The organism is Micromonospora musae, from assembly GCF_003626545.1.
Lineage (GTDB): Bacteria > Actinomycetota > Actinomycetes > Mycobacteriales > Micromonosporaceae > Micromonospora > Micromonospora musae.
This window is the reverse complement of sequence record NZ_RAZS01000007.1, coordinates 71,229-94,646: the sequence shown is the minus strand read 5'-3', so window position 1 is coordinate 94,646 and position 23,418 is coordinate 71,229. Positions and strand designations below refer to the sequence as shown.

The following is a 23,418-nucleotide window of genomic DNA, read 5'->3' as shown; positions in this document are numbered from 1 at the left end:
GGGAACCGGTAATCTCCGATCGTTGTGGTTCCGCTGGCGATGAATGGCTGAGGATGTGACTGGGGTTCGGCGCAGCTGCCCGGCAGCGGGCCGACGGACCGCCGGCCGGGCGCTGCTCGGCGTGACGGCGGCCGTCGTCGCGGTGACCGTTCCCGCGGTGCCCGTCGCGGCGGCTCCGGTCCGCGCGAACCCGGTCGCCGCCACCCCGTTGGCGTACGCGCCGGACGTGGCCCCGGACCGGCCGGACCAGATCCGCGACGAGCAGTGGCAGATCGACGAGTTGAACGCGGCCACCGCCTGGCGCACGTCGACCGGGCGCGGGGTGACCGTCGCCGTCGTCGACTCCGGAGTGGACGCCACCCACCCCGACCTGACGGGGCAGGTGCTGCCCGGGTACGACCTGGTGTCCCCAGGCGGCGGCGAGCAGGCGGATCCGGTGGGCCACGGCACCACGGTGGCCGGGTTGATCGCCGGCCGCCGGGACGACAAGCGGGGCGTGGTCGGCCTCGCGCCGGACGCCCGCATCCTGCCGGTCCGGGTCCTCGACGACGAGAACCGGTACGACGACGCGCTCATCGTGGCGCGCGGTGTGCGTTGGGCGGTCGACCACGGCGCGCGGGTGATCAACCTGTCGCTCGGCGGCAGCGGCGACAGCCCCGCGCTCGCCGCCGCCCTGGACTACGCCTTCGCCCGCGACGTGGTGGTGGTGGCCTGCACCGGCAACGTCGCCAGCTCGACGACGACCGAGGTCTGGTACCCGGCCCGGGAGCCGGGTGTGATCGCGGTCGCCGGCCTGGAACGAAACAGCGAGAACCTCTGGTCCGGCTCGATCACCGGTCGCGCCGCCGTGCTCTCCGCGCCGGCCACGGGGCTCGTCGGCGCCCGCCCCGGCGGCTACTGGCGGGTGCAGGGGACCAGCTTCGCCGCGCCGCTGGTCTCCGCGACCGCGGCCCTCGTCCGGTCCCGCTATCCGCAGATGTCGGCGGGCGACGTCGTCAACCGGCTGATGTCCACCGCTCGTGATCTCGGGCCGACGGGGCGGGACGACCGCTTCGGTTTCGGGCTCGTCGACCCGGTGGCCGCGCTCTCCGCCGATGTGCCGACGGTGGCCGGCAACCCGCTCGACGACAACACCTCTCCCGGCGTGGCCGGCTTCGGGCCGGCGCCGGGTCTCGCCCAGGGCGACGAGACGGCCCGCATCGGTGATGCGCTCGGCTTCAACGCCCCGCAGCAACAGACCCGGTGGACCGCCCGCCCGGCGGGCGGCCAGGACGACTCGGAGCCGGAACGGCTCTGGACGGGGGCCGCGCTCTTCGTAGCCCTGCTCACCGGGGCGGCGCTGATGCTTCGCCGGCGGCGCCGGCAGCACCGCTGAGGCGGCTGATCAACCGCCGGGTCGGGTAGAACGGATGCCATGAGTACGACCGGTCCGCGCACCCTCGTTCCCGGCACCGAGACGTCCTGGCGGCGACGCCGGCTCGACCCGGCGGCGCCGCGCGGACTGCGGCTGACCCTGGCGGTGGCCGCCGCCTTCCTGGTGCTGGCGCCTTTCACCTCGCTCGCCCTGCTCGTGCTCGGGGCGTGGCCGCCACTGCACCGGCTGGACACGTCGGTGACCGGGGCGCTGCACGACCACGCGCTGGAGCACCCGGGTTGGGTACGGCTGATGGCGGTCTGGACCGAGGTCTTCGCGCCCATGCCGCTGCGCGCCGCCGCCCTGGCGCTCGTGGTCTGGCTGGTCCGCCGGGACGCCCGCCGGCTGGCCCTCTGGGTGGTGGTGACCATGGTGCTGGGCGGGCTGCTCGGCCCCCTGCTCAAGCTGCTCGTCGGCCGGAACCGCCCGGATTTGCTCGAACCGGTCGCCCGGGCCACCGGGTACGCCTTCCCCTCCGGTCACGCGCTCAACGCGGCGCTCGCCGCCGGGGTGCTGCTGGTGGTCTTCCTGCCGTTCGCCCGGCGCCCGGCGCAGCGCGCGGCGCTCTGGGCCACGGCCCTGCTGATCGCCGCGCTGACCGGGGCGAGCCGGGTGGCGCTCGGCGTGCACTGGACCAGCGACGTGATCGGCGGGTGGCTCCTCGGCACGGCCGTCCTGGCCGCCACCGCGGCGGGCTTCACCGTCTGGCGGCACACCTCACCGGTCGCCCGACCGCTCTCCCACCGGGAGCCCGCGCCGCCCCGCAGGTAGCTCAGGTGCACTCGCCGGTGTCGACGCCACGGGTGCGCTCGGCACCGGCCAGGGCCACCGGCCGGGCCTCCGCCGCCGTCACCGCGAACCCGGTGTTCGGGTCGTCCGCGGCCGCCGCGAAGATCACCCCGAGCACCAGCCCGTTCGAGGAGACCAGCGGCCCGCCGGAGTTGCCGCTGCGGACCAGCGCACGGATCGTGTAGATCTCCCGGGTCACGTCCCCCGACGAGTAGATGTCGGGCCCGGTGATCCGGTCCACGTCGCGGATCCGGGCCGACTGGGCGTTGTACGGCCCGTCGAGCGGGAAGCCGAGCACGATGGCGTCCGCGCCGGTGCCCGCGTTGCCGGCGGCGAACCGCATGGAGGGGCCGGGCAGCCCCGGCACGTGGAGCACGGCGAGGTCCCGGTCCGGGTCGTAGACGACCACGTCCCCGTCGTACCGGTCGCCGCCGAGCTCCACGGCGACCGAGCGGGTGCCGGCGACGACGTGGGCGTTGGTCATCACCCGGTCGTCGGCGTACACGAAACCGGAGCCCTCGATGCGCCGGGAGCAGCTCGGCGCGGAGCCGAGCACCTTCACCACCGAGCGCTGCCCGTTGACCACCACCTGGGAGCCGGCGAGCGCCGGGTCGGGCGGCTCCACCTGCCGGGCCCGGGTGGGCGCGAGGTCGCCGAAGACGTCGGGGAAGCCGTTCGTGTCGACGGTGTCCCGCAGCGCGGTGGAGAGCCGCTGCGCCTGGTCGGGCAGGACCCGGTCGACCACGTTGAGCAGGGCGCTGTTCCGCACCGAGGAGGCCAGCCAGGGCAGCGAGGAGGAGCCGAGCGGCACCGCGACCAGCCAGGCGACCAGGAGGACCGCGAAGAGGGAGACGAACGCGCCGCCGACGTCGTCGATCTTGCGGAAGACCGGACCGGTGATCGCGGCCCGAAGGTTCGAGCCCAGCCAGCCGGCGAGCGCCTGCCCGGCCACGGCGAGACCGAAGACGGCCACCAGGGAGATCAGCACCCGTGTGCCGCTGTCGACGAACTGGCGGGCCAGGATCGGCCCGGCCTGGAGCCCGATCAACGCGCCGAGGAAGAACCCGGTGAACGACAGGATCCCGATGACGAAACCCTGGCGATATCCGCTGATCGCGAACACGAGCATGAGCAGCAGGAGGACGAGATCGACGGCGGACACGGGTCAAGCGTACGGGCCGGCGGCCCGTCGGATGACCATCGCTTGCGGAAGGTGACCGCGTGATCAGCGTACGGGTGTCTCGTCGACCTCGTCGGTGCCCGCGGAGGGAGCCGGCGTCGCCCCGGTGGGCGGCAGGTCGACCAGCCGACCCGGTTCCCAGGGGCGGGACCAGCCGCCCAGGTCGAGCAGGGTGCTCAGCACCCCGGCGGTGAAGCCCCAGACCAGCATGCCGCGGACCGCGAAGGCCGGGCCGACCCAGCCGCTCGGGTGGCGTACGCGCACCCGGTTCACCGGGTCGACCAGCTCGGCGATCGGCAGCCGGGCCACGTGCGCCACCTCGGCCGGCTCACAGGGGCGCACCGGGTGCGGTGCGTGCCACCAGGCGAGGACGGGGGTGACCACGAAGTCGCTGACCGGTATCCAGAGCTTCGGCAGTTCGGCCAGGACGGTGACGCTGCCCGGGTCGAGGTCGACCTCCTCGTTCGCCTCCCGCAGCGCGGTGGCCCGGGCGTCGGCGTCCTCCGGGTCGGCGGCGCCGCCGGGGAAGGCGGGCTGACCGGCGTGGGTCCGCAGGGTGGCCGCCCGTTGCAGGATCAGCACGTCCGGACCGGTTTCGGCCTGCTCGCCGAGGAGCACCAGCACGGCGCTCTCCCGCCCGCCGCTCTCCGGCGTCACCAGCCGGGTGAAGTCCTCGGCGCGGGCCGTTCCGACCCGGGCGAGCAGGGGCGCCATCCACTCCGGCGGTCTCCGGGTCACGCCGGCACCGCCACCCCGAGGTGCTCGCGGACCAGCTCGCCGAGGCGTGCGTCGTCCAGCGCGCCGGACGCGTCGGTGTGCACGACCCGCCCCTGCGGGTCGACGAGGAGGGTCAGCGGGAAGGCGTTGCGGTTCAACGCCCGCTGCAGCGCCGTGCCCTGGTCGACCAGCATCGGGAAGCCGACGCCGAGGTCCTCGCCGATGGACTGGGCTGCGCTGCGGCTGTCCTGGCTGTTCACGCCGATCACGTGCAGCCGGTCACCGGCCCGTTTGCTCAGCCGCTGGAAGGCGGGCAGCTCCTCGCGGCACGGCGGGCACCAGGACGCCCAGATGTTGATCACAGCGGGGCCACGTACGTCGCGGAGGGCGACCGGCGCCCCGCCCGTGAAGCAGGAGAGGGTCAGCTCCGGCAGGGGATCTCCGGTGCCGACGGTTGAGTCGGCGGCGTCGGGGGTCGCCGTGCCGGCGGTCGGGGTGGCCGGCGGGGTGGTCAGCGTCGCGCAGTCCTCGAACGGTGACGGCCGCTCGGCCCGCGGCCGTGACGGGGCGGCGGACTCCTCGGTGCCGGCGGCGGTGCAGCCGGCGGTGGCGGCCACCAGCAGCGGCAGGAGCAGGGCGATGATCCGGCGCTTCACGGCACCTCCGCGGTGACCGCCTGGGCCGGCACCAGCTGCGGGTCGATCCCGGCGGCGACCGCCAGGTCGCGGGCCCGGGGGCCCTTGAGCAGCTTGACGGCGACCGTGGGGTCGGTCGGTCCGGTGCCGTACGACGGGCAGAGCTTCGCCAGCGTGCAGGCCCCGCAGGCCGGCTTGCGGGCGTGGCAGACGCGGCGGCCGTGGAAGATCACGCGGTGCGAGAGCATGGTCCAGTCGCGCTTCTCATAGAGCGCGCCGATCGCATGCTCGATCTTGACCGGGTCGGTCTCCGCCGTGAGCCGCCAGCGGTGCGTCAGGCGCTGGAAGTGGGTGTCGACGGTGATCCCGGGCACCCCGAACGCGTTGCCGAGGATGACGTTCGCCGTCTTGCGCCCGATCCCGGGCAGCGCCACGAGGTCGGCGATCCGGCCCGGCACCTGACCGTGGTGGCGCTCGACCAGCGCCTGCCCCAGCTTGATCAGCGAGTCGGTCTTGTTCCGGAAGAAGCCGGTGGGGCGGAGCAGCTCCTCCAGCTCGCCCCGGTCGGCGGCGGCGTAGTCGGCGGCCGTCGGGTAGCGCGGAAAGAGCTTCGGGGTGACCTCGTTGACCCGCTTGTCGGTGGTCTGGGCCGAGAGGATCGTCGCGACGGCCAGCTCCAGCGCGTTGGAGTGGTCCAGTTCGCAGTGCGCGTCGGGGTGGGTCTCGGCGAGCACCCGGCCGATCCGCCGAGCGCGTCGCTTGCGCCCGAGGTCGGTCTCGTCGACACCGGGAGAGCTACGGGTCACGACGGCCAGCCTACGTCGCCGCTCGGGCTCCTCCCGGGTCCACGCCCCGGAGCACCTAGCCGGGGTCAGCTGGGGCTGATCTTGCCGGCGGCGTCGAAGCGGGCCCCGGTCTTCGGGAAGTCGCTGCCGGTGAGCTGCTTGACCAGGCCCAGGCCCCGATCATCCGGGTCCATGGTCGGCTTGCCCGCCCCGTTCATGTACGTCGACGTGAACGAGCCCCCCGCCCAGCTGCCGTCGCGGTGCAGAGACACCTTGAGGACGCCACCCCAGCCGAGCCGGCCGTTGTTGCTGAGCGAGCCGCCCCCGCCCGCGAAGTTCCCCAGGCTGTAGGCGATCAGCCGGCCCTTGTAGAACTCCATTCCGCGCAGCACGTGCGGGCCGTGCCCGACGATCAGGTCGGCCCCGGCGTCGATCATCGCCTTCGAGAACTTGACCGGATCGCCCCGGTTCTCGCCCAGGAACATCTCGGTGCCGGGCCGGACCCGGGTCTTGTCCGAGCCTTCCGCGCCCATGTGCACCTGCACCACGACGAGGTCGGCCATGGTGGCCGCCTTCGCCACGACCCGCTTCGCGGCGGCGATGTCGACGAGGCTGTTGGACCAGACGTACGACGAGAAGCCCGCGACCGCGATCTTGACGCCCTCGGCCTCGACGACAGTGATCTGATCCGGCGCGCCGGTGTGCGCCAGGTCGTACTTCTCGAGGGCCCGCTGGGTGTTCTGGTAGCCCTTCGGGCCGTAGTCGTAGCCGTGGTTGTTGGCCTGGTTGAGCAGGTCGAAGCCGGCTTCACGCAGGTGGGCCGCGTACTCGGGCGGGGCCCGGAACTGGAAGCAGCGGGTGGAGTCCGCCCCGCACTTGCCGGTGCCCGTGTCCACCGTCAGCGGCTCCTCCAGGTTGCCCATCACCACGTCGGCGGCGAGCGCCTTGGTGACCGAGTTGAAGAAGCCCTTGCCACCGTTGGCGGGCAGCCGGTTCGGGGCGTTGCCCATGATGATGTCGCCGGTCGCGGAGAGCGAGACGATCTCCTTCTCGGCCGCGGCGGAGCCGCCCGTCGAGGGGGTGACGTCAGTCACCGGCGCACCGGGGGCGCCACCGCCCGCGCCGGGTCGCCAGACCGGGGAGGTGGCCGACTCGCCGCACCCGGCCACGAGAACAGCGAGCAGCACGCCGAGGACCAGGGCGGTCCGGCGGCGGCGCGAGGGGTGGGCGGCACCGTACATCGCCCGCGACCCTACCGGGCAGGCTTCGCGGAAACGACGGCCGATCGGCCGGAATTTCAGCCGTTCAGCCGCTCTGACCAGGGCACGACTGTGCATACCCCGCCCGCGAGCACGGCGGCGTGCACCGCGCGGGCGAGCGGCGCACCCCAGGTCGAGCGGGGCCCGCCGTAGGCGAAATCGGGGCCGTCCACGGGGCAGAGCACGGCGACCGCGTCCGTCGGGGTGCCGGTGGCCGCCAGACCCAGCTCCGAGATCGCCTGCGCCTTCGCCTCGGTCGCGGTGGCCACCGCGTTGACCAGGGCGGCGTCGCCGAGCCGCGCCGGCACGTACACCACGATGTTGATCGTGCCGACCCGTTCGCCGAGCGCCTCGGGCGCCGGCTCGGCAGCCCGGACGGGGAGGCCGAGCCCGACCGTCGCCCACACCCGCACGCCGCCGTCGCTCCGGGCGACCACCTCGGCGACGTCCACGCCGGTGAGCAGCCCCACGCCGGGTCCGTCGAGCCCGAGTCCGTGGGCGAGCGCGGCCAGGTGGTCGGCCGGCTCGTCCCGGTCGTACGACATCGGCACGGTCGCGTTCACGACCCAGTGCCGTACGCCGATCCCACCACCCAGCGACGCGGTGCTCACCGCGCGCAGCGGTGTGGTGGCCCGCCACACCAGCAGCGGAACGTCGAGCCCGTCCTCGTGGCGGGTGGTCAGCAGCGGCTCGCTCAGCACGCGGTGACCCTACGGGCCGCCGGCTCCGGTGACGCCGGTGGTCGGTTGCCGGCGTCCTCGCTGGTCAGGCGGAACGGGCGGATTACGCCCAACGATCACGTTTCCAGGGGCGACCTCTGATTCCGGCTCACGTGCGCCTAGACTTGTCGGCGCGCGAGGGACCAGCGGACGGCGGACCCGGCCGAGGGACGGCAACGCGCAACCGGAGGTGCGCGATGGACGAGGTACTGGCCCGCAGCGGGATCTTCCAGGGTGTCGACCCGGAGGCTGCCGAGGCGCTCGCCAAGGAGATGGAGACGATCGAGGTCCGCAAGGGCGAGGTCGTGTTCAACGAGGGTGAGCCCGGCGACAGTCTTTACATCCTGCTGTCCGGCAAGATCAAAGTGGGTCGCCGCGCGGCGGACGGCCGGCAGAACCTGATCGCGGTGATGGGCCCGTCGGACATGGTCGGCGAGCTGTCACTCTTCGACCCGGGGCCCCGCACGGCGACGGCCACCGCGGTGACCGACACCCGCCTGGTCCGGCTGCGTAAGCAGGCCCTGCGGCCGTGGCTGGCCAACCGGCCGGAGATCGCCGAGCAGCTGCTCCGGGTGCTGGCCCGCCGGCTGCGCCGGACCAACGACTCGCTCGCCGATCTGATCTTCACCGACGTGCCGGGCCGGGTCGCGAAGAACCTGCTCCAGATGGCCGGTCGCTTCGGCACCCGCGACGGCGGCGTGCTGCGGGTGACCCACGACCTCACCCAGGAGGAGATCGCCCAGCTCGTCGGCGCCTCCCGGGAGACGGTCAACAAGGCGCTGGCGGACTTCGCCTCGCGGGGCTGGCTGCGCCTGGACGGCAAGAGCATCATCATCCTGGATCCGGAGCGCCTGGCCCGCCGCGCGCGGGTCTGAGCGACCCGTCGGGCCGCCCGCCCGATCCCGGAGCGTCTCCGGCCCGGACCGCCTCGCGCGGTCCGGGCCGCTTCGTGTCTGCCCCGGGCAGAAAAGCTCGACACCGCCCCCGGCGCGGCGGGATCGTGGACCGATGTTGAACCGGGTCGCCGTCCTCTCCGACATCCATGGGGTGCTGCCCGCGCTGGAGGCCGTGCTGGCCGAGCCGGACGTGGCTGCCGCCGACCTGATCGTGCTCACCGGTGACATCGCCGCCGGCCCGCAGCCGGTCGAGGTGCTCGACCGGCTCGCCGACCTCGGCGACCGGGTCTGCTGGGTGGGCGGCAACGCCGACCGGGAACTGGTGGAGGCACGAGCCGGGCGCAGCCTCCCGATCGAGGTCTCGAACTGGGCGGCGACTCAGCTCCGCGACGATCAGGTCGACCGGCTGGCGGCGCTGCCCCGCACGGTGACCCTGCCCGTCGCCGGCCTCGGTCCGGTGCTCTTCTGCCACGCGACGCCCCGCGACGACGAGGAGGTCGTGCTGGTCGACAGCCGGATGGCCCGCTGGGCCGAGGTCTTCGCCGACCTGCCGGCGGAGGTGCGCACGGTGGTCTGCGGGCACACCCACATGCCGTTCGCGCGGCTGGTCGACCGGCGCCTGGTGGTCAACCCGGGCAGCGTCGGGATGCCGTACGGCGGGACCGGCGCGTACTGGGCGCTGCTCGGCCCCGGGGTGCAGCTGCGCCGTACCGACTTCGACGTGGATGCGGCCTGCGTCCGGCTGGCCGCCGAGTCCAGCTTCCCGGACGCCGCCGGCTTCGCCGACGAGTACGTCCGTTCCCGGCACAGCGACGCGGACGCGCTCGCCGTTTTCGCCCCTCGCGACGGACGCTGAGCGGACCGGCCCCAACCCCTCCAAACAGCGCGCCGGGAGACGCGCCGAAGGGGGTAGGGATATGGTGCGCGGCGCCTTTGGAGCTGAATCACCCACGACATCGGGTCGGGTCGGGGAACCTCTGCCGGCTCACGTCGCCTTCGGGGCCGGCACGCCAACACGGGGAAGTGGTCTGCCCGGTGGTCGACGACGCACTGCGCCCCGGCCACGACCGCTCTCGGCCCGCACGCTCGTGGGTGAGCCGGTGTCCCGGCAGATCGGCGTCATTGACGACGGTGATCGCGCGACGTTCTCCGGGCACAGGTGGGAGGCATCTCGAGGTCCGCCGCCGCCCCGCAGGCGCGGCGTTCAAGGCCGCCAGCCAGGCCGGCCTCGTCGATCGACTCGGGTTCCTTGAAGTCGGGGTGTCCGGGTGGTCCGGACGGCCCGACATCAAGGAACCCGAGTTGACCATGGGGCGGATCAGGCGGGCTGCATGCGCCTGGACCGCCACGCGGGGTCGCTGTCGTCCGGTCACCGTTCGGTCGCGAGGTCGCCATCGCTCGCCGGGTCCACAAAGCGGACACATCCTGCCGACTGCGCGGGGGTGCCCACGGCCCACGGCCCACGGCTCACGGCTCACGGCTCACGGCTCAGGCTCACGGCGACGACGGGCGCGGCGGAGCGTCAACGCGCGACCGCAGGCTCGCTGACTCGCCTGCGACATCAGCTCCAAAGGCTCCGCGCACCAGCACTCGGCGTCCGCCGACGCCGATCGGTGGTCCGCAGTGGACACCACGGTCACGGGGCACGAAAAAGTCAGGCTTGACTGTTTGTTTTGATCCCGGCACGCTGTTCCCGTGTCCGCCGCATCGATCCGCGTGCCTCGGCAGGAACGCAGCCGCGCCACGCAGGCGCGACTGCTGGAGGCGACCGTCGAGTGCCTGGTGGAGCACGGCTGGGCGGGCACCACGACCACGTTGGTCGCGGCCCGGGCCGGGGTCTCCCGCGGTGCGCAGCTGCATCACTACCCGACGAAGGCCGCGCTGGTCACCGCGGCCGTCGGGCACCTCGCCGAGCGTCGCGCGGCCGAGCTGCGCGCCGAGGCAGCAGCCCTGCCGATCGGGCCGCAGCGGCTCGACCGGGTGATCGACCTGCTCGAAGTGGCGTTCACCGGTCCGCTCTTCGTCGCCGCGCTCGAACTCTGGGTCGCCGCCCGCACCGATCCCGAGCTGCGTAGGGCGCTGATACCCCTGGAGGCCCGGGTGGGCCGGGAGATGCACCGACTCACCGTCGCGCTGCTCGACGTCGACGAGCGACGCCAGGGGGTCCGCGAGACGGTCCAGGCCACCCTGGACCTGCTTCGTGGGCTGGGCGTGGCCAACCTGCTCACCGACGACAGCGTCCGGCGCGCCGCCCTCCTCAACACCTGGAAGCGACGACTCGCCACGCTCCTCACGCCCTGACCCGCCCGCGCCCGGGGGCACGACCAGACCGGAGGCACCATGGTCGACCTGACGAACCTGCTCGCCGACCTGGCCGAGGAGTCCGAGGCGCTGGAGGCTCTCGTCCGTCCACTGCCGCCGGCCGACTGGTCCCGCCCGACCCCGGCGGCGGGCTGGACCATCGCGCACCAGATCGCCCACCTCGCCTGGACCGACCACGTCGCGTTGCTCGCCGGCACCGACTCCACGGCCTTCTTCGCCTCCGTGAACGCCGCCCCGGACCCGGCCCGGCTCGTCGAGACCGGTACGAGAGAGTTCCTCGCCCCGCCGGCCGAGCTGCTCCTCCGCTGGCGCGCCGGTCGTGCCTCCCTCGCCGCCGTCCTCGCCGCCTGCCCACCCGGAGAGAAGCTGCCCTGGTACGGCACCCGGATGTCGCCCACCTCGATGGTCACCGCCCGGATCATGGAGACCTGGGCGCACGGCGAGGACGTCGCGGACGCGCTCGACGTACGCCGCCCCGACACCGACCGGCTCCGGCACATCGCCCACCTCGGCGTGCGTACCCTCGGGCACAGCTTCGCCACCCACGGCCGGCCGATGCCCGCGGCGCCGGTGCGGGTGGAGCTGACCGCGCCCCGCGGGGAGACCTGGAGCTTCGGTCCGGCCGACGCCACCGACCGGGTCACCGGACCGGCCCGGGACTTCTGCCTGCTGGTGACCCAGCGCCGGCACCGGGCCGACCTGGCGCTTCGCGTCACCGGCCCGGTCGCCGACGAGTGGCTCGACGTGGCGCAGGCCTTCGCCGGCCCGCCCGGCGCCGGTCGCCCGCCGCTGGACCCGCGATCCGGCCGTCCGTCGCCGGCCGCGCCGCAGACCCCCGGGGTACGAGCGTGATCCGCATCGGCAACGCCTCCGGCTTCTACGGCGACCGCTTCACGGCCTGGCGGGAGATGCTCGACGGCGGAGAACTCGACGTGCTGACCGGCGACTACCTGGCCGAACTCACCATGCTGATCCTCGGCCGGGACCGGCTGCGCGACCCCTCGCTCGGGTACGCGAGGACCTTCCTCCGGCAGCTCGAAGGCTGCCTCGGCACCGCGCTCGACCACGGGGTCAAGCTCGTCACCAACGCGGGTGGGCTGAACCCGGCCGGGCTGGCCGCCGCGATCAGCGCGCTCGCCGACCGGCTCGGCCTGACCGTCCGGGTCGGGTACGTGGAGGGCGACGCACTGGCCCCGCCGGACGCGCTCACCGCAAACGCGTACCTGGGCGCGTTCGGGATCGCCGCCTGCCTCGACGGCGGGGCCGACGTGGTCGTCACCGGCCGGGTCACCGACGCCTCGCTGGTGGTGGGTCCGGCGATCGCCTGGTACGGCTGGACCCGCGACGACCTCGACGCGCTCGCCGGCGCGACCGTCGCCGGGCACCTCGTCGAGTGCGGCGCACAGGTCACCGGCGGCAACTTCAGCTTCTTCACCGAGCTGCCCGACGGGGGCCGCCGCCCCGGCTTCCCGATCGCGGAGGTGCACCGCGACGGCTCCTGCGTCATCACGAAACACCCCGGCACCGGCGGCGCGGTGACCGTGGAGACCGTCACCGCACAGCTGCTGTACGAGGTGGGCGGGCCTGCGTACCTCGGGCCGGACGTGGTGACCCGGCTCGACACGGCGACCCTGCACGCCGAGGGGGACGACCGGGTAAGGGTCTCCGGCGTCCGGGGAGCGCCACCCCCGGCCACCCTCAAGGTCGGCGTCAACAACCTGGGCGGCTACCGCAACTCGATGACGTTCATCCTCTGCGGACTGAACATCCCCGCCAAGGCGGCCCTCGTCCGGGGGCAGCTCGAAGCGGCGGTCGGCGCGGACGGGCTGGAGTTCACGCTGGCCCGCACCGACCACCCCGACTCCGGCGACACCGAGACGGCGAGCGCGCTGCTGCACGTACACCTGCGCGACGCCGACCGGGCACGGGCCGGGCGGGCGTTCTCGGCGGCCGCGGTGGAGCTGGCGCTCGCCTCCTACCCCGGGTGCACGCTGACCACCCCGCCGGGCGACGCCACCCCGTACGGGGTCTTCACCGCGGACCTCGTGCCGCAGGACGCGGTGTCGCACGTCGCGGTGCTCCCCGACGGCACCCGCGTATCGATTCCGCCGCCGCCCGACACCTCTGCGCCGGAGACCGACGCACAGCAGGATGCGTCGACACCGATCCCCGCCGGGCACCGCACCCGCCGGGGTCCCCTCGGCGAGCTGGTCGGAGCGCGGTCGGGAGACAAGGCCGGCGACGCGAACCTGGGGGTCTGGGCCCGCAGCGACGCCGCGTACGACTGGCTGCGCGGCTGGCTGAGCGTCGAGCGGTTGGCCGAGCTGCTGCCGGAGACGGTGACGCTGACCGTCGAGCGGTACGAACTGCCGAACCTGCGTGCGGTCAACTTCCTGATCCGGGGTCTGCTCGGTGCGGGCGTCGCCGGGTCCACCCGCTTCGACCCGCAGGCGAAGGCGCTCGGTGAGCTGCTCCGCTCACGGATCGTCGAGCTGCCGATCCTGGAGGCGACCGGATGACCATCGTGGACACCCCGGAGCGGCGTCAGCTGCGCGAGCTGACCCGCGCCTTCGTCGCCCGGGAGGTGCTGCCCTACCTGGACGACTGGGAGCGGGCCGGCGAGGTCCCGCGCCAGCTGCACGCCACCGCCGCGAAGGTCGGCCTGCTCGGCGTCGGCTTCCCCGAGTCGGTCGGGGGCAGCGGCGGCGACCTGCTGGACACGATCATCGTGACCGAGGAGATCATCCGGTCCGGTGGGTCGTCGGGGTTGGTCGCTGCGCTCTTCACGCACGGCATCGCGCTTCCGCACATGGTCACCGCTGCGGGCGGCCGGACCGGTGGCTCGCTCGGCGGTCGGCTCGGCGCCGTCGCGGACCCGGCCGGCGACGAGCTGGTCGACCGGTACGTCCGCCCCACGCTCGCCGGGACGATGATCGGCGCGCTGGCGATCACCGAGCCGGACGGGGGTTCGGACGTGGCCGGGATCCGCACCACCGCGCGCCGGGCCGGCGACCACTACGTGGTGAACGGGTCGAAGAGCTACATCACGAGCGGGGTCCGGGCCGACTTCGTGACCACCGCCGTCTGCACCGACTTCCCGGGCAGCGGCGAGCTAGCCCTACTCGTCATCGAGAAGGGCACGCCCGGCTTCACTGTGGGCCGCCGGCTGGAGAAGCTGGGCTGGCACTGCTCGGACACCGCCGAGCTCTCCTTCGTCGACGTACGGGTGCCGGTGGCGAACCGGATCGGCGCGGAGGAGACCGGCTTCCTGTCGATCATGCAGCACTTCGCCACTGAGCGGATCTCGCTCGCCACGCAGGCGTACGCGATCGCACAGCGCTGCGTCGAGCTGGCCCTACGTTGGTGCCGTGACCGCGCCACCTTCGGCCGGCCGCTGGTCAGCCGCCAGGTCGTCCGGCACCGGTTGGCGGAGATGCACACGCGCACCGAGGCTGCCCGCGCGTACGTGCACGACGTGGCCGCCCGGGTCGCCGCCGGCGAGCCGGTGGTGACCGAGGTGGCGATGGCGAAGAACGTGGCCGTGACGGCCTGCGCCGAGGTGGTGGACCAGGCGTTGCAGCTGCACGGTGGCTTCGGCTACCTGCGCGACGCCGAGGTGGAGCGGCACTACCGCGACGCGCGGATCCTCGGCATCGGCGGCGGCACCACCGAGATCATGAACGAGATCATCGCGAAGGGGATGGGGTTGTGACCGTACTGGACAGCTCGCTCGGCCCGTCCTCGCCGGGGTTCGCCGAGAATCGGGCGGCGCTGCTGGAGCGGCTGGCGGAGCTGGACGCGGCGCAGGAGCAGGCGCGGGCCGGGGGCGGCGAGAAGTACGTGGCCCGGCACCACGCCCGGGGGAAGCTGCTTCCCCGGGAGCGGATCGAGCTGCTGCTCGACCCGGACAGCCCGTTCCTGGAGTTGTCGCCGGTGGCCGGGTACGGCACCGACTTCCCCGTCGGGGCGAGCGTGGTGACCGGCATCGGTGTGGTCGAGGGGGTCGAGTGCCTCGTCGTCGCGAACGACCCGACGGTGCGGGGTGGCGCGGTGAACCCGTGGTCGCTCGCCAAGACCCGCCGGGCCGGTGAGATCGCGCTCGCCAACCGGCTCCCCATGGTCAACCTGGTCGAGTCGGCCGGCGCGGACCTGCCCACCCAGGCGGAGATCTTCATTCCGGGTGGGCGGGTCTTCCGCGACCTGACCCGGCTCTCCGCGGCGCGGATCCCCACGGTCAGCGTGGTCTTCGGCAACGCGACGGCGGGCGGCGCGTACGTGCCGGGGATGTCCGACCACGTGATCATGATCCGGGAGCGGTCGCAGGTCTACCTGGCCGGGCCGCCGCTGGTGAAGATGGCGACCGGCGAGGTCACCGACGACGAGTCCCTCGGCGGGGCGGCGATGCACGCCACCGCATCCGGGCTCGCGGATTTCCTCGCCGCCGACGAGCGGGACGGCATCCGGCTGGCCCGGCAGTGCGTACGCCGGCTGAACCGTCGCAAGCAGGGCCCAGCACCGCGCGACCCGTCGCCGCAGCCGCCGAAGTACGACCCGGAGGAGCTGCTCGGCATCGTCAGCTCCGACCTGAAGGTGCCGTTCGACCCGCGCGAGGTGCTCGCCCGGATCCTGGACGGCAGCGACTTCGACGAGTTCAAGCCGGCGTACGGCGCCGCGCTGGTCACCGGCTGGGGCGAGCTGCACGGTTATCCGGTCGGGGTGCTCGCCAACGCCCGGGGTGTGCTCTTCAGCGAGGAGGCGCAGAAGGCGGCGCAGTTCATCCAGCTCGCCAACGCGGCCGACACCCCGCTGCTCTTCCTGCAGAACACCACCGGCTACATGGTCGGCACCGAGTACGAGCAGCGCGGCATCATCAAGCACGGCGCCCTGATGATCAACGCGGTGTCGAACTCGACGGTGCCGCACCTGACGGTGAACCTCGGCGCGTCGTACGGGGCGGGCAACTACGGCATGTGCGGGCGGGCGTACGAGCCGAGGTTCCTCTTCACCTGGCCGAACGCGAAGTCGGCGGTAATGGGGCCGGCCCAGCTCGCCGGGGTGCTCTCGATCGTGGCCCGGCAGGCCGCCGCCGCCCGGGGCCGTCCGTACGACGAGGAGTCCGACGCCGCCATGCGGATGATGGTCGAGCAGCAGATCGAGTCGCAGTCCGGTGCCCTCTTCCTCTCCGGCCGGCTCTACGACGACGGGGTGATCGACCCCCGGGACACCCGCACCGTCCTCGGCCTCTGCCTCTCCGCCGTGCACAACGCCCCCGTGCGGGGCGCCGACGGCTTCGGCGTCTTCCGGATGTGAGCCCCGGTGAGCGCGAGGAACGCAGCGCAGCGGAGTCCCGCAGTCGCGAACGAAAGACCAGCCCCGTGAGCGCGAGGAACGCAGCGCAGCGGAGTCCCGCAGCCGCGAACGAAAGGCAGGATCGACGGTGACGATCAACCGACTCCTGGTGGCGAACCGGGGCGAGATCGCCCGTCGGGTCCTCGCCACCTGCCGGCGGCTCGGCGTCGAGACGGTGGCCGTGCACTCCGACGCGGACGCCGACGCGCCGCACGTCGCCGAGGCGGATCAGGCGGTCCGCCTGCCGGGCGACAGCCCCGCCGAGACGTACCTGGGGATCGACCGGATCCTGGATGCGGCCCGGCGGACCGGCGCGGACGCCGTGCACCCCGGTTACGGGTTCCTGGCGGAGAACGCCGAGTTCGCCGCCGCGGTGATCGACGCGGGGCTGACCTGGGTCGGCCCGTCGGCGAAGGCGATCGCCGCGATGGGCGACAAGGTGGCGGCGAAGACGCTGCTCGCCGACGCCGGCGTGCCGATGTTGCCGACCTGGACCGAGCCCGACCAGGTCAGCCGCTTTCCGGTGCTGGTCAAGGCGGCCTCGGGTGGTGGCGGCCGGGGCATGCGGGTCGTCCGGGACGCGGCCGGGCTCCCCGAGGCGATCGCCTCCGCGCGTCGCGAGGCCGCTGCGGCGTTCGGCGACGGCACGGTCTTCGTCGAGCGGTACGTCGAGCACGGCCGCCACGTCGAGGTGCAGATCTTCGGCGACGCCTTCGGCACGATCGCGGCGCTCGGCGTCCGGGAGTGCTCGATCCAGCGGCGGCACCAGAAGATCGTGGAGGAGGCGCCCGGCGTGATCCCGCCGGAGGTGCGGGAGCGGCTGCACGAGGCGGCGGTGGCCGCCGGGCGGGCCGTCGACTACGTGGGCGCTGGCACTGTCGAGTTCCTGCTGACGCCCGACGGGGAGATCCACTTCCTGGAGATGAACACCCGACTCCAGGTCGAGCACCCGGTCACCGAGCTGTGCACCGGGTTGGACCTGGTCCGGCTGCAACTGCTGGTGGCCGAGGGTGAGCCGCTGCCAGCGGAGGCCGTGTACCCGAAAACCCGCGGGTACGCCGTCGAGGTGCGGCTCTGCGCGGAGGACCCGGCCGAGGGGTTCCGGCCGGCGACGGGAGTGCTGCACCGGTTCGCCGTTGCAGGGGTGTCCGCCGAGTTCGGCGCGCTCACCGGCGTCGGGCTGCGGCTGGACTCCGGTGTGGTCGACGGCTCGGCGGTCGGCGTCCACTACGACTCGATGCTGGCCAAGCTGATCGCCTGGGCACCGACCCGTGGCGAGGCGGCGCGGGCGCTGGCGGGCGCGCTGGCCCGCGCCGAACTGCACGGGGTGACCACGAACCGCGACCTGCTCGTCCGGGTGCTGCGCAGCCCGGAGTTCGCCGCCGTCGAGGTCGACACGGGCTTCCTCGACCGGCATCCGGAGGTGTTCGTGCCGCTGGTGCCCTCCGATCGGGTGCCGCTGTACGCGCTGGCCGGGGCGCTGGCCTCGGCGGCCGACCGGCGGGCGAACGTCCCGGTGCTCGCCGGGCTCCCGTCCGGCTGGCGGAACGTGCCGGCGTATCCGCAGGTGACCCGGCTGCTCGGCCCGACCGGCGAGGTCGAGGTGCGCTACCGCCTGGACCGGACGGGTGCGCTCGCCGAGTGGGCGGTCCGACCGGCCACCGGTGTGAGCGGCGACCGCGCGGCGCCCGACGGCCCGAGGATCGACTCCAGCGACGCGGGGGCCGCGGGCAGCGCGACGGGCTCGGGCAGTGGGATTCCGGCAGTGGCGCTGGTGTCGGCCGCCCCCGAACGGGTCGTGCTGGACGCGGACGGTGTGCGGTACGCGTACCGGGTGCACCGGGTCGGCTCGGCGGTGCACGTCGACGGCCCCGAGGGGTCGGTCACCCTCACCGAGCTGCCACGCCTTCCCGAGCCGACCGCCGAGCTGGCGCCCGGTTCGCTGCTGGCGCCGCTGCCCGGCACGGTGACCCGGGTGCACGTGGCGGCCGGTCAGCGGGTCGCCGCCGGTGACCTCCTGCTGACCCTGGAGGCGATGAAGCTGGAGCATCCGGTGCTCGCGCCGATCGACGGCACGGTCGTGGAGCTGCCGGTGCCGACCGGCGGTCAGGTCGACACCGGGGCCGTGCTGGCCGTGGTCAACCCCTTGGAGGACGCGCGATGAACTTCGACCTCACCGACGAGCAGGAGCAGCTCCGCGACGCCGTACGAGCGCTGGGCCGGCGGTACGGGCACGACTACTTCGTGGCGAAGGCCAGGGCCGGCGAGCACACCACCGAGCTGTGGGCGGAGGCGGGACGGCTCGGCTATCTCGGGGTGAACATCCCCACCGAGTACGGCGGCGGGGGCGGCGGCATCACCGAGCTGGCGATCGTCTGCGAGGAGCTGGCCGCGGCGGGCTGCCCGCTGCTGCTGCTCGTGGTCTCCCCCGCCATCGCGGCCACCGTGATCAACCGGCACGGCACCGAGGCGCAGCGGAAGCGGTTCCTGCCCGGCTTCGCCGACGGCACGCTGAGGGTGGTCTTCGCGATAACCGAACCGGAGGCCGGGTCGAACTTCCACCGGCTCGGCACGGTGGCCCGGCGCGACGGCGACGACTGGCTGCTCTCGGGGCGTAAGTGCTTCATCTCCGGCGTCGACGAGGCGCAGTACGTGCTGGTCGTGGCGCGCACCGAGGACGCCACGACCGGCCGGCTGAAGCCGGCGTTGTTCGTCGTGCCGAGTGACGCGCCGGGGCTCACCCGCTCCAAGCTGGAGATGGAGATCGTCTCGCCGGAGAACCAGTTCCTGCTCTACCTCGACGACGTGCGACTGCCGGCGGACGCGCTGGTCGGCGAGTCGGTGGAGGCCGGCCTGCCGGCGCTCTTCGCCGGGCTCAACCCGGAGCGGATCACGGTGGCCGCGATGGGCGCCGGCACCGGCCGGTACGCGATCGAGCGGGCGTCGACGTACACCGCGACGCGGAAGGTCTGGGGCGGGCGGAGCATCGGCTCGCACCAGGGCGTGTCCCATCCGCTGGCGCACGCCGCCGTGCAGGTGGAGCTGGCCCGGCTCATGATTTACAAGGCGGCCACCCTCTACGACGCCGGGCGGGACCTGGAGGCCGGAGTGTCCGCCAACATGGCGAAGTACGCGACCGGCGAGGCCGCCGCGCTCGCCGTGGACACCGCGGTACAGGTCCACGGTGGGGCCGGCATGACCACCGAGTACGGCGTCGCGACGCTGCTCGGCGCTGTCCGGGCCGGACGGATCGCCCCGGTGAGCCGGGAGATGATCCTGAACTACGTGGCCCAGCACGTCCTCGGCCAGGAGAAGTCGTACTAAGAGGGCCGAACGCCGCCTGGCACTCGGCTCGCTACGGGCGAGCCTCCTCAAACACCCTCGTGGGGTCAGCCGACGGCGCGGCAGGCGGCGTCGATGCGGTGCACCGGGCGTACCCGGCGACCCAGCCCCTCCATCAGCGAATCCTCCACATGGAAGTCGTGGATTCGCAGCTGGTGCCGGGGCAGCTCCTCCTCGCTGGGGCAGAGCACCTGCGCGCGTACCTGGTCGACCGGCACGTACCGCACGCCGCCCTGCTCCTGCAGGAGAACCATGTTCACGTCGTCGGTGGTCACCACGTGCCCCCGTACGTCCTCGGTCGGCCCGTTCACCGGCCCGACGGTGGTGACGGTCAGCGGGAGCACCGGGGTGCTGATCACCGGCAGCGACGCCCAGACCAGCACGACCAGCACGGCGACCTCGGTGAGCGAGGCGAGCGGCCCGATCACGACGCGCGGCAGCGGCCCGGAGATGCCGAGGGCCAGCAGCGGCGGCAGAGCGAGCAGCGCCACCACCAGCGGCTTGCCCTGCCGGGCGGCGTCCAGCAGGGTGGGCAGCAGCAGCCAGGCGTACCCGACGAGCAGGGCCGCGATCAGCAGCACCCGGGGCGCGATCCGCTCGTGCAGCTGTTCGGGGCGCAGCTGAAAGGCGGCCACGAACGCCGGGATGAGCAGCGGCAGATAGAGCAGCGGCCAGGTGACCAGGGCGAGCAGGAAGCTCGCCAGCACCAGCCAGGCCGGGGTGATCTCGGCCCAGCGGGCGAAGAGCGGACGACGCCGGGTGCCGGGCGGTAGCCGGTCCACGCTCGCGCCGAAGACCGCGCCGAGGGCGAAGACGGCGACCAGCGCCGTGGCGAGCAGCCGGGCGGCCGTGGTGAGGAAGCCGGCGAGCAGGTTGACCGGCCCGACGTTCGCGACCAGCAGCAACGTGGTCTGAAGTTCACCGCCCGCCTCGACGCCGAGCCGGAGGACGGAGAAGACGGCCGGCACGCCGACGAGCGCCGTCCAGAACGACTGGTTGGCCTGCGCTCGCCGCTCCGCCTTGTCCAGCCGGTCGCCACCGTTCCAGCTGCGGTCGTACCAGGCCGTCGGCTCCTCGACCCGGGCATCGCCGTCGGCCACCGACTCGGCGGCGGGGGCCGGGGCCGACGAGGGGATGGTCACCGGGGGGCCTTGTCGTCGAAGTCGACGAGCTCCGGCACCTCCAGTGGCTGAGGCTGTGGTTTCTCCGCCCGCAGCCACGGGCCGAGCGTCCGGTTGTAGGCGGTCTGCCAGGGGCTGGCCCGGCCGGCCCGCTCCAACCGGTAGCTCTTGTCGAGGAAGAAGGCGACCAGGTCGCGGAGGGCGGGATCGCTGATCGGCACCCCGACGCCGATCAGCTCGCTGGTGCCGAAGGGCATGTCGACGATCTCGAACTCGGTCGGGTACCGGGACAGGAAGCCGGCCAGCATCGTCTCGTCGGAGCTGACCGCGTCGTAGCGACCGGCCCGGATCCCGGCGACGCAGTCACCGACGTCCTTCACGACGAAGGTGCGGACCTGGTGCTGCTCCAGCTCCGCCTCGGTGGTCGAGCCACCGCTGGTGCAGATCTTGTACGCCGGGTTGCGGAGGTCCTCGATGGTGCGGATCTTGTCCTTGAGCCGGACCGGCACCATCACCTCCTGGGTGGTGACGAAGTACGGCCCGGCGAAGCTGACCAGCTTCCTGCGGTCCTCGGTCATCGAGAAGCTCGAAACCACCAGGTCGACCGTGCCGCCCTGGAGCGCGGGGATGCGGTCCTCGGTGGAGACCGGGACGAACTCCAGCCGCTGGTCGCCCTCGTAGCCGAGGGAGGCGGCGATGTAGCGAGCGATCTCCACGTCGAAACCGACGTGCACGCCGTCGCGCAGTTCGCCCATCAGCGGCTCGTTGCTGGCCACGCCGATCCGCAGCTTCGGCTGCCCGTAGATGTGCGACTCGCGGAGCTTCTCCTGCACCGACGGAAGCTCCGGCTCCTGTCGGCTGTCGCAGCCGGCGGCGGCGGCGAGGGTGAGCGTCATCGCCACGGCAACTGTGGTAGCGACCGAGCGGAACCTGAGCCCGGTGGACGATTCGTTCATCGGTGACCTCGCTGACGCGGACAGCCTGCGGGAGACCGAGCGTAGCGACCACCGTCCATTTTCGGTGGTCGCCGGGCCGGGGTACGGCGGGCGCCCGATCGCCCGCCGTACCCCGGCGGTCTCAGCGGACGGTCAGCGTGCCCACCGCGGGCAGCGGCGCCACGACCGGCGGGAGCCGCTTCGGCTCACCCCGACGCGGCACACTCTGGTCCGACAGGGTGCTCTTGGACGCCGCCACCCGGTCGGACGCCTGCCCGCCGGCCACCTCGGCGAAGGGCTGCGCGTCGCCGACACAGAGCGTGCCCCTCGCCGGCAACGTGCCGTCGATCAGGTACTCGTCGATCGCGCCGGTCGCGCACGCCGACGTGCCGTACGCCGTGTGCCCCCAACTGTCGCTGCTCAGCAACCGGCTGTTCGGCAGCAGCGCCGCCGAGCTGACCGCGCCCCGGTAGTTGGTCGCCGGGTCCCAGTAGTTGCCGACCACCAGCACCGGCGCGCTGGTACGCCGATCGAACGGGCCGGTGTAGGCGTCCTCGTCCCGCACCGTCCAGGTGTCGCGGGCGCAGGGCGAGCTGATCCAGGCCCAGACCCGACCGAAGTACGGGTCCCGCCGGTCGGCCTTCGCCGCCCGAGCCGGCCAGGAGGCCGCGTCCTTCGGGTGGTTGGCATCGGTGCAGTCCACCCCGAGGAAGGTCTCCAGGCCGTTCTCGTACGGGAAGTCGTACCGGCGGGCCTGCTGGCGCGCCTCGGCGGCGAGCCGGGTCACGGCCGCGCGGGCCCGGTCCCGGGCCGGGGCGGTGGCGGCCGGTTCGGTGAGAACCAGCAGCTCGGCGGTGAGACCGGCCACCTGCAGGTAGCCGTACGGGTCGTAGAGCGCACTCATCGTGGCGGCGACGAAGTCGGCGTAGCCGACCGTGAACGGGCCGAGGTCCGGATCCTCGATCACCAGCGGCTTCGCACGCAGCCGCTGCGCCACCAGCTCGTACTTGCCGGCCGCCCCGCCGGCGATCGGGCAGGACTCCGCGCCGGCCGCGTCGCAGCGCACGAGGATCTCGCGCAGGGCTCGGGAGGCGCCCTGCGCGCTGCGCATCCGGTCCTCCTGGAGCAGGTCACGGGCCTTTCCCTTGCCCAACCAGGCGTACGGGTCGAGCACACCGTCGACCACGAGGGCACGCACCCGGTCGGGGAACATGTTGGCGTAGTACTGCCCGAGCACGCTGCCGTAGCTGAAGCCGAGGTAGGTCAGCTTGCGGTCGCCGACGGCCCGGCGCAGCACGTCCATGTCCCGGGCGACCTCGGCCGTCGACATGGCGCCGGAGAGCGGGCGGCCCGTCGTCGAGCAGCCCCGACCGACCGCCTTCGACGAGGCGACGTACGCCTTCTCCTCGGCCTTCGTGACCGGGAAGGCCACGTTGAGCCCCGCGTACGCGCGGGTCTGGTCGCCCACGGTGGCGAAGCAGCGCACCTGCTCGCTGCTGGCCACGCCGCGCGGATCGACCCCGACGACGTCGAACCGGTCCAGTAGCTCGTCGCCGAGGAACTGGGGGGCGCCGAGCGCCATGCTGGTGCCGGAGCCGCCCGGCCCACCCGGGTTGACGAAGAGGCTGCCGATGCGGTTCTGCTGATCGCGGGCCTTGACCCGGAGCAGGGCTATCTCGGTGGTGGCACCCCGGGGGTGGTCGTAGTCCAACGGGAGGCGGACGGTGGCGCACTCGGCGTAGTCGTAGCAGGGGTACCAGTCGAGCCGAGGCGTGGGCACCCGGTCGACTCGGCGGGCCTCGATGGGGCTGGTCCGGTCGGTGGTGACCGGTCGCCCGTGAGCGCCGGTCGCCGGTGCTGCGGCCGCTGGTGCGACCGCCGAGCCGGCGAGGAGAGCACCGATGATTCCTGCTAGGGCCAGGGACCGGGTTCGTCGTTGCATGTGGACGCCTTCC

20 protein-coding genes are annotated in these 23,418 nt (G+C 73.4%); 11 read left to right on the top strand and 9 right to left on the bottom strand.

Annotation, left to right across the window (positions count from 1 at the left end):
• The first annotated feature begins 43 nt into the window (after nt 1-43).
• Both mycP and D7147_RS20410 read left to right on the top strand, forming a co-directional pair.
• Entirely contained in the window at nt 44-1,375 is a 1,332-nt protein-coding gene (mycP, locus tag D7147_RS20415; RefSeq protein ID WP_120680086.1) for a type VII secretion-associated serine protease mycosin, read from the top strand.
• 39 nt (nt 1,376-1,414) lie between these two features.
• Nucleotides 1,415-2,185, top strand: coding sequence for a phosphatase PAP2 family protein (locus D7147_RS20410; RefSeq protein WP_120680084.1), 771 nt, complete (start codon nt 1,415-1,417; stop codon nt 2,183-2,185).
• A 1-nt stretch (nt 2,186) separates the two neighbouring features.
• Here the strand turns inward: D7147_RS20410 and D7147_RS20405 are convergent, their stop codons facing one another.
• The 6 genes from D7147_RS20405 to D7147_RS20380 form a co-directional block, all read right to left on the bottom strand.
• Nucleotides 2,187-3,365 (bottom strand): MarP family serine protease, encoded by a 1,179-nt coding sequence (locus D7147_RS20405; protein WP_120680082.1) that lies wholly within the window; start codon nt 3,363-3,365, stop codon nt 2,187-2,189.
• A 63-nt stretch (nt 3,366-3,428) separates the two neighbouring features.
• Nucleotides 3,429-4,121, bottom strand: a complete 693-nt coding sequence (locus D7147_RS20400) for an NUDIX hydrolase (protein ID WP_120680080.1) — start codon at nt 4,119-4,121, stop codon at nt 3,429-3,431.
• Nucleotides 4,118-4,756 carry a TlpA family protein disulfide reductase gene (locus D7147_RS20395; protein ID WP_120680079.1) on the bottom strand — a complete coding sequence of 213 codons (639 nt, stop codon included), beginning with the start codon at nt 4,754-4,756 and terminating at the stop codon, nt 4,118-4,120. The genes D7147_RS20400 and D7147_RS20395 overlap by 4 nt, the downstream gene beginning before the upstream one ends.
• Nucleotides 4,753-5,541, bottom strand: a complete 789-nt coding sequence (gene nth, locus D7147_RS20390) for an endonuclease III (protein WP_120680078.1) — start codon at nt 5,539-5,541, stop codon at nt 4,753-4,755. Before nth ends, D7147_RS20395 begins: the two co-directional genes overlap by 4 nt.
• A gap of 65 nt (nt 5,542-5,606) precedes the next feature.
• A complete protein-coding gene (locus D7147_RS20385) occupies nt 5,607-6,761 on the bottom strand; it encodes a CapA family protein (RefSeq protein ID WP_120680077.1) in 1,155 nt (384 codons plus the stop codon).
• Between the two features lie 56 nt (nt 6,762-6,817).
• Nucleotides 6,818-7,480, bottom strand: coding sequence for an adenosylcobinamide amidohydrolase (locus D7147_RS20380; protein ID WP_120680076.1), 663 nt, complete (start codon nt 7,478-7,480; stop codon nt 6,818-6,820).
• 215 nt (nt 7,481-7,695) lie between these two features.
• Between D7147_RS20380 and D7147_RS20375 the strand changes: the two genes are divergently transcribed.
• The 9 genes from D7147_RS20375 to D7147_RS20335 all read left to right on the top strand — a co-directional run bounded on the left by D7147_RS20375 (nt 7,696) and on the right by D7147_RS20335 (nt 19,389).
• Nucleotides 7,696-8,373, top strand: coding sequence for a Crp/Fnr family transcriptional regulator (locus D7147_RS20375; protein WP_076467173.1), 678 nt, complete (start codon nt 7,696-7,698; stop codon nt 8,371-8,373).
• Nucleotides 8,374-8,506: 133 nt separating this feature from the next.
• The gene (locus tag D7147_RS20370; protein ID WP_120680075.1) at nt 8,507-9,250 is read left to right on the top strand and encodes a metallophosphoesterase family protein; all 744 of its coding nucleotides are present in this window, start codon (nt 8,507-8,509) and stop codon (nt 9,248-9,250) included.
• An 839-nt stretch (nt 9,251-10,089) separates the two neighbouring features.
• Nucleotides 10,090-10,695 carry a TetR/AcrR family transcriptional regulator gene (locus D7147_RS20365; RefSeq protein WP_120680074.1) on the top strand — a complete coding sequence of 202 codons (606 nt, stop codon included), beginning with the start codon at nt 10,090-10,092 and terminating at the stop codon, nt 10,693-10,695.
• 39 nt (nt 10,696-10,734) lie between these two features.
• Nucleotides 10,735-11,568, top strand: coding sequence for a TIGR03084 family metal-binding protein (locus tag D7147_RS20360; RefSeq protein ID WP_120680073.1), 834 nt, complete (start codon nt 10,735-10,737; stop codon nt 11,566-11,568).
• A gap of 56 nt (nt 11,569-11,624) precedes the next feature.
• Nucleotides 11,625-13,235, top strand: coding sequence for an acyclic terpene utilization AtuA family protein (locus D7147_RS20355; protein ID WP_233563289.1), 1,611 nt, complete (start codon nt 11,625-11,627; stop codon nt 13,233-13,235).
• On the top strand, nt 13,232-14,428 hold the full coding sequence (locus tag D7147_RS20350) for an acyl-CoA dehydrogenase family protein (protein ID WP_120680069.1): 1,197 nt from the start codon (nt 13,232-13,234) through the stop codon (nt 14,426-14,428). Before D7147_RS20355 ends, D7147_RS20350 begins: the two co-directional genes overlap by 4 nt.
• Nucleotides 14,425-16,026, top strand: coding sequence for an acyl-CoA carboxylase subunit beta (locus tag D7147_RS20345; RefSeq protein WP_120680067.1), 1,602 nt, complete (start codon nt 14,425-14,427; stop codon nt 16,024-16,026). The genes D7147_RS20350 and D7147_RS20345 overlap by 4 nt, the downstream gene beginning before the upstream one ends.
• A gap of 127 nt (nt 16,027-16,153) precedes the next feature.
• A complete protein-coding gene (locus D7147_RS20340; protein ID WP_120680065.1) occupies nt 16,154-18,229 on the top strand; it encodes an acetyl/propionyl/methylcrotonyl-CoA carboxylase subunit alpha in 2,076 nt (691 codons plus the stop codon).
• On the top strand, nt 18,226-19,389 hold the full coding sequence (locus D7147_RS20335; RefSeq protein ID WP_120680063.1) for an acyl-CoA dehydrogenase family protein: 1,164 nt from the start codon (nt 18,226-18,228) through the stop codon (nt 19,387-19,389). The genes D7147_RS20340 and D7147_RS20335 overlap by 4 nt, the downstream gene beginning before the upstream one ends.
• A 65-nt stretch (nt 19,390-19,454) precedes the next feature.
• Here the strand turns inward: D7147_RS20335 and D7147_RS20330 are convergent, their stop codons facing one another.
• From D7147_RS20330 to D7147_RS20320, 3 genes are all read right to left on the bottom strand, one after another.
• Complete coding sequence (locus tag D7147_RS20330) at nt 19,455-20,549, bottom strand: hypothetical protein (protein WP_120680061.1); 1,095 nt, start codon at nt 20,547-20,549, stop codon at nt 19,455-19,457.
• Nucleotides 20,546-21,484, bottom strand: a complete 939-nt coding sequence (locus tag D7147_RS20325) for a transporter substrate-binding domain-containing protein (protein WP_120680059.1) — start codon at nt 21,482-21,484, stop codon at nt 20,546-20,548. Before D7147_RS20325 ends, D7147_RS20330 begins: the two co-directional genes overlap by 4 nt.
• A 121-nt stretch (nt 21,485-21,605) precedes the next feature.
• Entirely contained in the window at nt 21,606-23,405 is a 1,800-nt protein-coding gene (locus D7147_RS20320) for an alpha/beta hydrolase (protein WP_120680057.1), read from the bottom strand.
• Nucleotides 23,406-23,418: the final 13 nt, after the last annotated feature.

Excerpts from the sequence above, each read along its gene's own strand:
- mycP (WP_120680086.1), top strand. The coding sequence starts at position 44 with ATGGCTGAGGATGTGACTGGGGTTCGGCGCAGCTGCCCGGCAGCGGGC.
- D7147_RS20410 (WP_120680084.1), top strand. The coding sequence starts at position 1,415 with ATGAGTACGACCGGTCCGCGCACCCTCGTTCCCGGCACCGAGACGTCC.
- D7147_RS20385 (WP_120680077.1), bottom strand. The coding sequence starts at position 6,761 with ATGTACGGTGCCGCCCACCCCTCGCGCCGCCGCCGGACCGCCCTGGTC.
- D7147_RS20375 (WP_076467173.1), top strand. The coding sequence starts at position 7,696 with ATGGACGAGGTACTGGCCCGCAGCGGGATCTTCCAGGGTGTCGACCCG.
- D7147_RS20370 (WP_120680075.1), top strand. The coding sequence starts at position 8,507 with ATGTTGAACCGGGTCGCCGTCCTCTCCGACATCCATGGGGTGCTGCCC.
- D7147_RS20360 (WP_120680073.1), top strand. The coding sequence starts at position 10,735 with ATGGTCGACCTGACGAACCTGCTCGCCGACCTGGCCGAGGAGTCCGAG.
- D7147_RS20355 (WP_233563289.1), top strand. The coding sequence starts at position 11,625 with ATGCTCGACGGCGGAGAACTCGACGTGCTGACCGGCGACTACCTGGCC.
- D7147_RS20350 (WP_120680069.1), top strand. The coding sequence starts at position 13,232 with ATGACCATCGTGGACACCCCGGAGCGGCGTCAGCTGCGCGAGCTGACC.
- D7147_RS20335 (WP_120680063.1), top strand. The coding sequence starts at position 18,226 with ATGAACTTCGACCTCACCGACGAGCAGGAGCAGCTCCGCGACGCCGTA.
- D7147_RS20325 (WP_120680059.1), bottom strand. The coding sequence starts at position 21,484 with ATGAACGAATCGTCCACCGGGCTCAGGTTCCGCTCGGTCGCTACCACA.
- D7147_RS20320 (WP_120680057.1), bottom strand. The coding sequence starts at position 23,405 with ATGCAACGACGAACCCGGTCCCTGGCCCTAGCAGGAATCATCGGTGCT.